Source organism: Enterovirga sp. (assembly GCF_028290205.1).
Classification (GTDB): domain Bacteria; phylum Pseudomonadota; class Alphaproteobacteria; order Rhizobiales; family Beijerinckiaceae; genus Enterovirga.
In genome coordinates, this window is sequence record NZ_JAQGKF010000147.1 from 33815 (window position 1) to 43735 (window position 9921).

A 9921-nucleotide genomic window follows, 5' to 3' on the forward strand; every position below is an offset into this window, starting at 1 on the left:
ACGTCTCAAGACCCAGAAGAGCACGGCCGTACCTTGGCACGGCGGCCGCGATAACCAGGAGAGCCACCTATGCGTCACGGATTCCGGGGCCGGCGTTTCAACCGCACGCCCGAGCACCGCAAGGCGATGTTCGCCAACATGTCGGCCGCGCTGATCAAGCACGAGCAGATCATCACCACCCTGCCCAAGGCCAAGGACCTGCGTCCCGTGGTCGAGAAGCTGATCACGCTCGGCAAGCGCGGCGACCTTCACGCCCGCCGCAACGCCATGTCGGAGCTGCGCGACGCAGCCATGGTCAAGAAGCTCTTCGACGTGCTCGGCCCCCGCTACAAGGCGCGGCCCGGCGGGTATTGCCGCGTGCTCAAGGCGGGCTTCCGCCAGGGCGACAACGCCCCGATGGCCGTGATCGAGTTCGTGGACCGCGACGTGGACGCGAAGGGCAAGGATTCCGGTCCGTCCCAGAGCACCGAAGCGGCAGAGGCCGAGGCCTGAGCCGCGCGCTCGGACCTGATTGACGACCCAGGGCGGCTTCGGCCGCCCTTTGCATGTCCGGCCGCCTCCGGACCGGATCAGCCGGCGAGCCGCTGGAGCGAGCGCTGCTGCTCGATCTCCTGGCCCTGCAGATCCACGGCCAGGGCCACCACCGTCGATGCTGTCACCTGGGTCGGGTCGAGCGCGCCCGAGATGCCGTGGCGCAGGTAGATCTCGCGCTGGTCGAGATTGAGCATCGCGGCGCCCATGGACCAGCTCGGAAAGGTCCGGGCCGGGATGTCGCGCAGCGCCAACAGGGTCACGTCCGCGTGGCGCGGGTCCTTCCCGATCCGCTCGTAGGTCGCCAGAACAGCGCGGCGTTCCCCCTCGACCACCTGAAAGAACCAGGTCCGGTCGAACAGCAGGAACCCGGTCAGACCGGTCTCGGCGTTGTTGCGGCGCGAACTCGCCAGGATCGCCCGAAGCATGTCGAGCTGGGGGCGGCCGCTGGCCGGGGCCAGCCGATTGCGGCTGTGATAGACGATCTGAACCAGCGGCATGGAGCTTTCCCCGAAACAGCGGGAGCCTCGGGCCTTCGGCTTAACGGCTGCATAAAGGACAGCCGGTACAGCTTTCACGACCGCGCGACCTTGGAACCGGACAGAGTTCGTCTTCCGGAATCTGCCCGAGCTTGGCGGCGGCAGAGGTCTCGTCGCTGATGCGGGTCGTCATCCTGGCTGATTTCGCGCAGCCGTCCGGCGGGGCCCAGATGGTGGCGATCGAATCCGCCGTCGCGCTCCGCCGTCTCGGGCTGCCGGTCACCTACATCCAGGGCGTGGCCAGCCGGGCCGATCCGCGCCTCAGGGAGGCCGGCGTCGAGGTGGTGTCGCTCGACCTCGCCGATGTCTGGTCGCTCCCCGCAGCTCGGGCCGCGGCCGCCGGCATCTGGAACCGTCTCGCGGCGCGCCGTCTCGCGGCGGCCCTGGCGAATCTGCCGCCTGGGCCGGCCGTGCTGCACCTGCACCAGTGGACGCGATCCCTGTCCCCCGCGGTGCTGCCGGTGCTGTCGCGCTCGCCGCACCCGCTGGTTCTAACCCTGCACGACTATTTCGCGGCCTGTCCGAACGGGGTCTATTACCGCTTCGACCGGGGCGAACCGTGCGGGCTGGTGCCGCTCTCCGCCTCCTGCCTCCTGGCCCCCTGCGATCCGCGCTCAGGTCGGCACAAGGCCGTGCGGGTGGTCAGGACGGCGGCGACCCGGGCTTGCCTTCGGGGCGCGCGCTTCGACGTGATCCACGTCTCCGACCGGGGACGGGACACGGTGGCGCCCTTCCTGCCGGCCGGCCTCACCCAGCACCGCATCGACAACCCCGTCGCGGCCGAGCGCGGGCCGCCGGCTCAGATCGCGTCCGACAGCCGCATCGCCTATCTGGGCCGACTCACGCGGGAGAAGGGGGCCGACCTCGTCGCGGCCGCGGGCCGGGCGGCCGGCATGCCGGCGCTGTTCGTCGGCGAAGGGCCTGCCGAGGCCGAGATTCGCCGGCTCGATCCCGACAGCACCCTGATGGGGTGGCGGTCCCGCGCGGAGGTCGATGCCTTGCTTCGCGGCGGCGCCGTGCGGGCCGTCGTGGCCCCGTCCCGGTGGTACGAGACGGGCCCGCTCACCGTGTACGAATCGCTGGCGGCCGGCATCCCCGTGATCGCCTCGGCCCGCTCCGGTGCGGCCGAGAAGGTGCGGCACGGCCGGACGGGGTTCGTGGTCGAGCCGGACGTGGAGGCGGTCGCGTCAGCCTTCGCGGCGCTGAGGGACCCCCGCGTCGCCCGCGAGATGGGCCGGGAGGCGGCCCGCCGCTACTGGGAGGCACCGCTCGATCCGGCCACCCATGCCGGCCGTCTGGTCGCGCTCTACGACGCCATGCTGGCCCGCCCCGCCACGGCGCGGGCCGCCTGACCTGGGCCGGCGGCACCGACCCTTTTCGGCGCGCCCGTCCCGGCCCATAACCCGGCCCCGCGCGCCGACCGGATCCTGCCCATGCGAATCGTCACCCTCGCCGTCGCTGCCCTGACGCTGACCGCCTGGCCCGGCCTCACGCAGGCCCAGAACCGGGCCGCCGAGGCGCCCCGCGCGGTGCCGCAGGGCGCGGCTGAAATCCAGCTCTCCTTCGCGCCCGTGGTGCGCGGTGCCGCCGGCTCCGTGGTCAACGTGTACGGGGCGCGGGTGGAGAAGAACCGCCGCATGGCGGTGATGGACGAGTTCTTCCGCCGCTTCTTCGGCGAGCAGGCTCCCAACATGGCGCCCGATCGGACGCAGCGCTCGCTCGGATCGGGCGTCATCGTCGACCCGTCGGGCCTGGTTGTGACCAACCACCACGTCATCGAGAACATGACGGAGGTGAAGGTGGCGTTGTCCGACCGTCGCGAGGTGGAAGCCGAGATCATCCTGCGCGATCCGCGCGCCGATCTCGCCGTGCTCAAGCTGAAGGGGAAGGGGAGCTACCGGGCCATCGACATCGGCGATGCCGACGCCCTCGAGGTCGGCGACCTCGTCCTCGCCATCGGCAACCCGTTCGGCGTCGGCCAGACGGTGACCCAGGGCATCGTGTCCGGCCTCGCCCGCACCAATGTCGGGGTCACCGATTACGGCTACTTCATCCAGACGGACGCGGCCATCAACCCGGGCAATTCCGGCGGTGCCCTGGTCGACATGCGGGGCCGGCTGGTCGGGATCAACTCGGCCATCTTTTCGCAATCCGGCGGCAGCGTCGGCATCGGCTTCGCGATCCCGGCCAACATGGTGCGGGCCGTGGTGGCCTCGGCCAAGGCCGGGTCGAAGACCATGCAGCGGCCCTGGCTCGGCGCTTCGCTGCAGCGGGTCAGCCCCGACATCGCCGAGGGGCTCGGGCTCGACCCGCCGACCGGCGCCCTCGTGGTGGCCGTGCGGGAGCGCAGCCCGGCGGAGGCGGCGGGGCTGAAGCGTGGCGACGTGATCCTCGACGTCGACGGCAAGGCCGTCGACGATCCGGATGCCTTCGGTTGGCGCTTCGCCCTCAAGGGGATCGACGGCGAGGCCCCCGTCGGCGTCAACCGGGGCGGCACCCGTCACACCCTGACCGTGAAGCTGCAGGGCCCGCCCGAAATCCCGGCGCGCGACCCCGTCTCGCCGCGCGGCCGCACGCCGTTCACTGGCGGCACCTTCGCCAACATCTCCCCCGCCGTCGCCGACGAGATGCGGCTCGACGTTTCCGAGGGCGTCGTTGTGGCCGAGGTCGAGGAGGGCACCGCGGCCGAGCGGGTTGGCCTGCAGAAGGGCGACGTGGTGCTGGCCATCAACAACGAGCGCATGGTCTCGACGCGCGAACTGGAGCGCACAATCCGGGCCGGCGCCAATGTGTGGCAGGTCACCATCAACCGCGGCGGCCAGGTGCTGACCAGCGTGTTCGGCGGCTGAGCCGCGCGGCGCGCGGCGCCGCGCGCCGGGTCGGGAAACGGCGTAAGGATCCGGTCGCACGACCCCGGGTCGCAGTCGAGGACCAAGCATGCCGGACCTGTTCGCCGCGGCGCGGCTCGATGAGGACGTGCCGCGGCCGCTGGCCGACCGGCTGCGGCCGCGGGTGCTGGCCGAGGTGGTTGGCCAGGACCACCTCGTCGGCCCGCACGGGGCCCTGACCCGCCTGATCGAGGCGGGGTCGATGGGCTCCCTCGTCTTCTGGGGTCCGCCCGGCACCGGCAAGACCACGGTGGCCCGGCTCTTGGCCGGCGAGACCAAGCTTCATTTCGAGCAGATCTCGGCCATCTTCTCCGGCGTCGCCGATCTGAAGAAGATCTTCGAGGCTGCACGGGGGCGTCGCGCCTCGGGGCAGGGCACCCTGCTGTTCGTGGACGAGATCCACCGGTTCAATCGCGCCCAGCTCGACGCCTTCCTGCCCGTGATGGAGGACGGCACCGTGACGCTGATCGGCGCCACGACCGAGAATCCCTCGTTTGAGCTGAATGCGGCGCTTCTGTCGCGGGCTCGCGTGATGGTGTTTCGAGGGCTGGACGGGGACGCCATCGCGCAGCTCCTGGCCCGGGCCGAGGAGGCGGAGGGCCGGCCCTTGCCGCTCGACGGGGAGGCCCGCCTCTCGCTCGCCCGCATGGCGGATGGCGACGGCCGCGCCGCCCTGACCCTCGCCGAAGAGGTCTGGCGCTCAGCTAAACCGGGCGAGGTGTTCGGGCAGGAGGCGCTGGGCGAGATCGTGCAGCGCCGGGCGCCGATCTACGACAAGGCGCAGGAGGGGCATTACAACCTGATCTCGGCGCTTCACAAGACGATCCGGGGCTCGGATCCGGATGCCGCCCTGTACTACCTGGCCCGCATGCTGGATGGCGGCGAGGACCGGCTCTTCATCGCCCGCCGGCTGGTGCGGGCGGCCGTGGAGGACATCGGCATGGCCGATCCGGAGGCGCTGGCCGTCGCCAATGCGGCCAAGGACGCCTACGACTTCCTCGGCTCGCCGGAGGGCGAACTCGCCCTGGCCCAGGCGACGGTCTACCTGGCGACCGCGCCGAAATCGAACGCCGTCTACACGGCCTTCAAGGCCGCCATGGCGGCCGCCAAGGAGCACGGCTCCCTGATGCCGCCCCGCACCATCCTGAACGCCCCTACCAAGCTCATGAAGAGCATCGGCTATGGCGCGACCTACCGCTACGACCACGACGAGCCCGACGCCTTTTCCGGGCAGGATTATTGGCCGGAGAAGCTCGGCCGGCAGCGTTTTTACGAGCCGACTGGACGCGGGCTGGAGGCCCGCATCGGCGAGCGACTGCAGCGCTGGCGCCGGCTGCGCGAGGAGCGCGGCGAATAGGCTTGGCGGCCCGCCCCGGCCCGGGCCCTACCGCCGTCCCGGAATGGGGCCCGCCTGGCCGAGATCGGCGTCGATGAGCTCCTCGATCGAGGGCTGGTGCTTGGCGCGCCGGGGGGCGTTCGCCGAAGCGAGCTGGATCGGCTCCCGCGACGCCGTCGGGCTGCGGTCGGGGCTGGTGCGGTGGCGCGGGGCGGGCCGTTCGTCCTCGTCGTCGTCCTCGGCGGCCGCCGCCACCCGGACCGGGGCCGGCCGTCGCACCGGCCGCTCCGCTTCCGCGACCTGCGTCCGGGGCGCGGCCCGGGCCACGGCGGTTCGGGAGATCGAGGGCGGGTCCGCCCGCGCCACCAGCGTCGAGGGGTGGACGGGATCGAACGTGCCGGGCGGGCGCTTTTCGTAGAACACGTTGCCGCCGGCGGAGGCGACATAGGCCATGTTGCGGTAGGGGAAGGTGTGACCCGCCGTGTGGAAGAACATGGCGCCGCCGACCTCGTCGTGGCGCTCGCCGGCGAGCACCCGGTCTGCCGCATTCAGAGCCAGCGTCCAGGAACGGCCGCTGACCGGCTTGGACAGCACACCGTCGGCGAACTGGCTGCGCTGGCCGACCACCTGGCAGACTGATTTGGGATAGCGGGGCGATTGCACGCGGTTCATCACCACCGTGCCGACGGCCAGCATGCCGTCGGGGCTCGAACGGTTGGATTCGAAATACATCGCCCGCGCCATGCACTCGCGCTCGGAGAGCGCGGCGGACTGGCCCCAGGGATTGTGGCCGCATGCGCCGAGCGACAGGGCCGTCACGAGGACAGCCGTCGCCGGCGCGGCCTTCAGCGAACTCGCCAAGGCGGAACTCCGATACGCAACACGGGAGCGATAGTCTCGGAGCCACCGGCCCCGACCTCCGCCGATACGGATGCCAGGAAAGTGCGCGGACGCTTGAGATCGGGTTAACTCTCCGGCACGAGGTGCCGATGACGGCTGAACGCGATGCCGGCGGGCTCGACGCGGACACGATCGCCTTTGCCGGGCGGTGCTTCGATCTCGCCCGCGGCGGACGCTCGGGGGAACTCGGCGAGTTGCTCGCCCAGGGCCTGCCGGCCAATCTCACCAACAGCAAGGGCGACACGCTGCTGATTTTGGCGGCCTATCACGGCCACCTGGAGACGGTCAGGCTGCTGCTGGAGCGGGGCGCCGATCCCGACCGCGTCAACGATCGCGGCCAGAACGCCCTCGGCGCCGCCGCCTTCAAGGGCGCGCTCCCCGTGCTGCAGCACCTCTTGGACCGCGGCGCCGAGGTGGACGGGCACGGGCCGGACGGCCGCACCGCGCTCATGGTGGCGGCCATGTTCGACCGGACGGACGCGGTGGATGTTCTGCTGGCCCGGGGCGCCGATCCCGCCCGTCAGGATGCCGACGGTCGCGACGCGGCCTCGCTGGCCACGCAGATGGGCGCCTACGGGACGCCGCGCCGGCTCGCGGCGGCCCTGGCCAAAAAAACGCAAAGCTGACGGGCGGCGCCGGCCCGGCGCGGCCCGCGGAAGCCCTAGAGGCTGGCCTTGGGCTGCGTCACGCCAATCATGTCGCTGTCGCGCACGAGGTCGGCCAGCGCCTCGGCGGACCAGCCTTCGGTTCCGGCCGGCCGCATGGGCAGCACCATCCAGCGGTAATCGGCCGTCGAATCGACCACCCGGATGCGGACATCTTCCGGGATGGCGGTGCCCCATTCCGCCAGGACGCCGCGCGGGTCGCGAACCGTGCGGGCCCGATAGCCGGGCGACTTGAACCAGAACGGCGGGTAGCCGAGCACGGCCCGCGGGTAGCAACTGCACAGGGTGCAGACCACGACGTTGTGGACCTCCGACGTGTTCTCGAGCACCCCGAGCGGCGGCAGGCCGCGCATGAACACGCCCGCCTCCTCGACGGCTGCGGTGCCGTCGGCCAGCAGGCGCTCGCGGAAGCCCGGATCGGTCCAGGCGCGGGCGACGATGCGGGCGCCCTGTTTCGGCGAGGCCGATTCGGTGATGGCCATGCGGGCGGCGAGTTCGTCGTCGCTGATCAGGCCCCGCTCCGACAGGAGCGAGGTGAGCGCCGCCAGCAGGCGGCCGCTCTCGGCTTCGCGAACGTTCATGCCTGGGCCCTCCCTGCCGCCTCGATCCAGTGGTCGTAGATCTCCACCAGAAGCTCGTCGCCGGTCGCGTCGGGGAACAGGTCCGGCAGTCGGAACGCAACGTGGTAGAGGCTGCGCATGGCCGGCTTGCGCTCAAAGGCGATGTCGCCGGGATCCGGGAAATCACCGAGATGGCGCACGACCGTGCCGGAGCGGCCGCGGACGTAATGCGGCGTGCGGACATGGACGGGGCCGTCCGCCTCCGGCCAGGCATCCTTGATCCGCACGGCGGTTCCGGGACCGAGATTCACGACGCCGCCCCATCCAGCCGGGCCCGGAGATCGGCCTCGTCGATGACCCCGCGGCGGATCAGCGTGGCGGTTATGGAGCGGATCCACTTCTGGTAATAGCTGAGGCGCAGGTACTCCTCCTCGGGGATCTCCTCGATCCCGCGGCGGAGTTCGTCCACCGTCATCAGCCCCTTGGCGGCCAGAACCTGGCGCAGGGCATCGACCTGGCGGTCGAACGGTGTCAGTTCGTGCGGCTCGATGTCGATCTCCTCGCAGAGGAATCGAGGCACCCCGCCCATGTCGTGGTGGGCGCGGGGGCGGTCCTGGACGTCGCTGTCGGCCATGTCGAACCCGTTTGTCTGGGCCGCAGCATAGCCGTGTTTTGCCGCGCGTCGACCTTTGCTACAGGGGCGCATGCAGGCGACGGTCCTGGTCTTCCTCGGCGCTGGCCTCGGCGGCGCGTTGCGCCACGGGGTCAACCTCGGCTGCGCACGCCTCTGCGGCCTCGCATTTCCGTGGGGCACCCTGGTCGTGAACGTGGCCGGATCGCTGCTGATGGGGCTGATCGTGGGCTGGCTGGCGCAGCGGGCGAACGGCGGCGCCGGCCAATCCCTGCGGCTGTTTCTGACCACGGGCCTTCTGGGCGGGTTCACGACCTTCTCGGCCTTCTCCCTCGATTCGTGGCTGCTTTGGCAGCGCGGCGAGGCCGCCGCGGCGGCTGCCTATGTCGGCGGTTCGGTCGCTCTCTCTGTCGGCGCCCTGGCGCTCGGACTTTTTGTGATGAGGACTTGGGCATGAGGCGTGGCGGCGGGCCTGGACGAAGCGGCCGCCCCCCGGTCCCGGGGGGCAGGCCGAAGGCGGCGCGCAATGCGGCCCGCAAGGCCGGACCGGCGTCGCGCCGGACCCGCCCTGCAGGAGCATCCCGGCCCCCGGTGCTGCGGCCTGCGGCGCCCCGTCCCGCGCCGCCGCCGCCTCCCGTCGAGACGCCGAAGGCCGCCCGGCCCGAGATGTCGCCCGAGCAGGCCCAGGCCGCCATGGCGGTCCAGATCGTCTCGGTCGAGCCGGACGAGGCCGGCATGAGGCTGGACCGCTTTCTGTCGGCCCGGTTTCCGGCGCTGGCCCTGACCCACATCCAGCGCATCGTCCGCAAGGGCGAGGTCCGGGTCAGCGGCCACCGGGCCAAGCCGAGCGACCGGCTCGAAGCCGGCTGGGGCATCCGGGTGCCGCCGCTGCGGCTCGAGGCGAAGCCGGCGGTGGCCGGGCCGCCCTCCGAACTGGAAGAGGATGCGGCCTTCCTCCGCTCCCTTGTTCTGTTCGAGGACGAGGACATGATGGTCCTGAACAAGCCGTTCGGCTTGGCCGTCCAGGGCGGACCGGGCCTGCGCCGGCATGTCGACGGGCTGCTCGAATCGTTGCGAGACCGGCAGGGGCAGAAGCCCCGGCTGGTGCATCGGCTCGACAAGGACACGGCCGGCTGCCTCGTGATCGCGAAGACCCGCTTCGCGGCCGCTGCGCTGGCCAAATCCTTCCGGTCGCGCTCCACCCGCAAGATCTACTGGGCCGTGGTGGCGGGCGTGCCCCGGGTCAAGCAGGGCCGCGTCTCCACGTATCTCGCCCGCGAGGAGGGAGACGAGACCGAGACCCGCATGGCCGTCGCCCACCACGGCGACGAGGGGGCGAGCCACGCGCTGACCTACTACGCCGTGGTGGATCAGGCGGGCCGCAAGCTGACCTGGCTGTCGCTGAAACCGGTGACCGGCCGCACCCACCAGCTCAGGGCGCATGCCGCCCATATCGGCCACCCGATCGTCGGCGACCCAAAATATTTCGACATCGAAAATTGGGAGCTGCCGGGCGGCATCCAGAACCGCCTGCACCTCCTGGCCCGCCGAATCGTCGTGCCGCATCCCCGGACGGGGCGGCCGGTGGATGTCACCGCCCCGTTGCCGCCCCATATGCAGCAGAGTTTCAACCTGCTGGGCTTCGACGTGTCGCGGTTCGATCCGATCGCGGATGCGCCAGAATCCTAGGCAGGGCGACCAGCTGGCGGGTCAGACACGATGATGGACAGGATGGCCTCGCTCGCGCTCGCGGCGCTGCTGCTTGCCCCCGGCGGGGCGCTGGCGGATCCGGCCCGACCGCATCCGAGACCTGTTGCCACGGCGGCGGCTCCGGGCGGCAGCGTGACCACGCGCACGCCGCTGCCGCCCGC

General features: G+C 71.4%; 12 protein-coding genes. 7 read left to right on the top strand and 5 right to left on the bottom strand.

The window, feature by feature from the left end; genetic code table 11:
* The first annotated feature begins 69 nt into the window (after positions 1–69).
* On the top strand, positions 70–492 hold the full coding sequence (gene rplQ / locus JWR86_RS10810; protein ID WP_299564913.1) for a 50S ribosomal protein L17: 423 nt from the start codon (positions 70–72) through the stop codon (positions 490–492).
* 77 nt (positions 493–569) lie between these two features.
* On the opposite strand, the gene JWR86_RS10815 is transcribed toward rplQ, so the two are convergent.
* Entirely contained in the window at positions 570–1031 is a 462-nt protein-coding gene (locus tag JWR86_RS10815) for a BLUF domain-containing protein (RefSeq protein ID WP_299564916.1), read from the bottom strand.
* 131 nt (positions 1032–1162) lie between these two features.
* Between JWR86_RS10815 and JWR86_RS10820 the strand changes: the two genes are divergently transcribed.
* The 3 genes from JWR86_RS10820 (at position 1163) to JWR86_RS10830 (ending at position 5315) form a co-directional block, all read left to right on the top strand.
* Positions 1163–2422 (top strand): glycosyltransferase, encoded by a 1260-nt coding sequence (locus JWR86_RS10820; RefSeq protein ID WP_366914578.1) that lies wholly within the window; start codon positions 1163–1165, stop codon positions 2420–2422.
* 81 nt (positions 2423–2503) lie between these two features.
* Positions 2504–3919: a Do family serine endopeptidase gene (locus tag JWR86_RS10825; RefSeq protein ID WP_299564920.1), complete on the top strand. Its 1416-nt coding sequence runs from the start codon at positions 2504–2506 to the stop codon at positions 3917–3919.
* Between the two features lie 88 nt (positions 3920–4007).
* Complete coding sequence (locus JWR86_RS10830) at positions 4008–5315, top strand: replication-associated recombination protein A (protein ID WP_299564923.1); 1308 nt, start codon at positions 4008–4010, stop codon at positions 5313–5315.
* Positions 5316–5342: 27 nt separating this feature from the next.
* Here JWR86_RS10830 and JWR86_RS17825 read toward each other — a convergent pair whose 3' ends face one another.
* A complete protein-coding gene (locus JWR86_RS17825; RefSeq protein ID WP_366914579.1) occupies positions 5343–6155 on the bottom strand; it encodes a cell wall hydrolase in 813 nt (270 codons plus the stop codon).
* Positions 6156–6283: 128 nt separating this feature from the next.
* Here JWR86_RS17825 and JWR86_RS10840 point away from each other — a divergent pair, with 128 nt between their 5' ends.
* Positions 6284–6820, top strand: coding sequence for an ankyrin repeat domain-containing protein (locus JWR86_RS10840; protein ID WP_299564926.1), 537 nt, complete (start codon positions 6284–6286; stop codon positions 6818–6820).
* 35 nt (positions 6821–6855) lie between these two features.
* On the opposite strand, the gene JWR86_RS10845 is transcribed toward JWR86_RS10840, so the two are convergent.
* The 3 genes from JWR86_RS10845 to JWR86_RS10855 are packed head-to-tail and all read right to left on the bottom strand — an operon-like array spanning position 6856 to position 8053.
* A complete protein-coding gene (locus tag JWR86_RS10845; RefSeq protein WP_299564929.1) occupies positions 6856–7440 on the bottom strand; it encodes a nitrile hydratase subunit alpha in 585 nt (194 codons plus the stop codon).
* Positions 7437–7730 carry an SH3-like domain-containing protein gene (locus tag JWR86_RS10850; protein ID WP_299564932.1) on the bottom strand — a complete coding sequence of 98 codons (294 nt, stop codon included), beginning with the start codon at positions 7728–7730 and terminating at the stop codon, positions 7437–7439. The genes JWR86_RS10845 and JWR86_RS10850 overlap by 4 nt, the downstream gene beginning before the upstream one ends.
* Positions 7727–8053 (bottom strand): SH3-like domain-containing protein, encoded by a 327-nt coding sequence (locus JWR86_RS10855; RefSeq protein WP_299564935.1) that lies wholly within the window; start codon positions 8051–8053, stop codon positions 7727–7729. The genes JWR86_RS10850 and JWR86_RS10855 overlap by 4 nt, the downstream gene beginning before the upstream one ends.
* Before the next feature lie 70 nt (positions 8054–8123).
* Between JWR86_RS10855 and crcB the strand changes: the two genes are divergently transcribed.
* Complete coding sequence (gene crcB / locus JWR86_RS10860) at positions 8124–8507, top strand: fluoride efflux transporter CrcB (protein ID WP_299564938.1); 384 nt, start codon at positions 8124–8126, stop codon at positions 8505–8507.
* Positions 8504–9739, top strand: coding sequence for an RluA family pseudouridine synthase (locus tag JWR86_RS10865; RefSeq protein ID WP_299564941.1), 1236 nt, complete (start codon positions 8504–8506; stop codon positions 9737–9739). Before crcB ends, JWR86_RS10865 begins: the two co-directional genes overlap by 4 nt.
* The last annotated feature ends 182 nt before the right edge of the window (positions 9740–9921 follow it).

Bases quoted from the DNA above. Each gene is read 5' to 3' on its own strand.
- rplQ (WP_299564913.1), top strand. From the start codon at position 70: ATGCGTCACGGATTCCGGGGCCGGCGTTTCAACCGCACGCCCGAGCAC.
- JWR86_RS10815 (WP_299564916.1), bottom strand. From the start codon at position 1,031: ATGCCGCTGGTTCAGATCGTCTATCACAGCCGCAATCGGCTGGCCCCG.
- JWR86_RS10825 (WP_299564920.1), top strand. From the start codon at position 2,504: ATGCGAATCGTCACCCTCGCCGTCGCTGCCCTGACGCTGACCGCCTGG.
- JWR86_RS10830 (WP_299564923.1), top strand. From the start codon at position 4,008: ATGCCGGACCTGTTCGCCGCGGCGCGGCTCGATGAGGACGTGCCGCGG.
- JWR86_RS10840 (WP_299564926.1), top strand. From the start codon at position 6,284: ATGACGGCTGAACGCGATGCCGGCGGGCTCGACGCGGACACGATCGCC.
- JWR86_RS10845 (WP_299564929.1), bottom strand. From the start codon at position 7,440: ATGAACGTTCGCGAAGCCGAGAGCGGCCGCCTGCTGGCGGCGCTCACC.
- JWR86_RS10855 (WP_299564935.1), bottom strand. From the start codon at position 8,053: ATGGCCGACAGCGACGTCCAGGACCGCCCCCGCGCCCACCACGACATG.
- crcB (WP_299564938.1), top strand. From the start codon at position 8,124: ATGCAGGCGACGGTCCTGGTCTTCCTCGGCGCTGGCCTCGGCGGCGCG.
- JWR86_RS10865 (WP_299564941.1), top strand. From the start codon at position 8,504: ATGAGGCGTGGCGGCGGGCCTGGACGAAGCGGCCGCCCCCCGGTCCCG.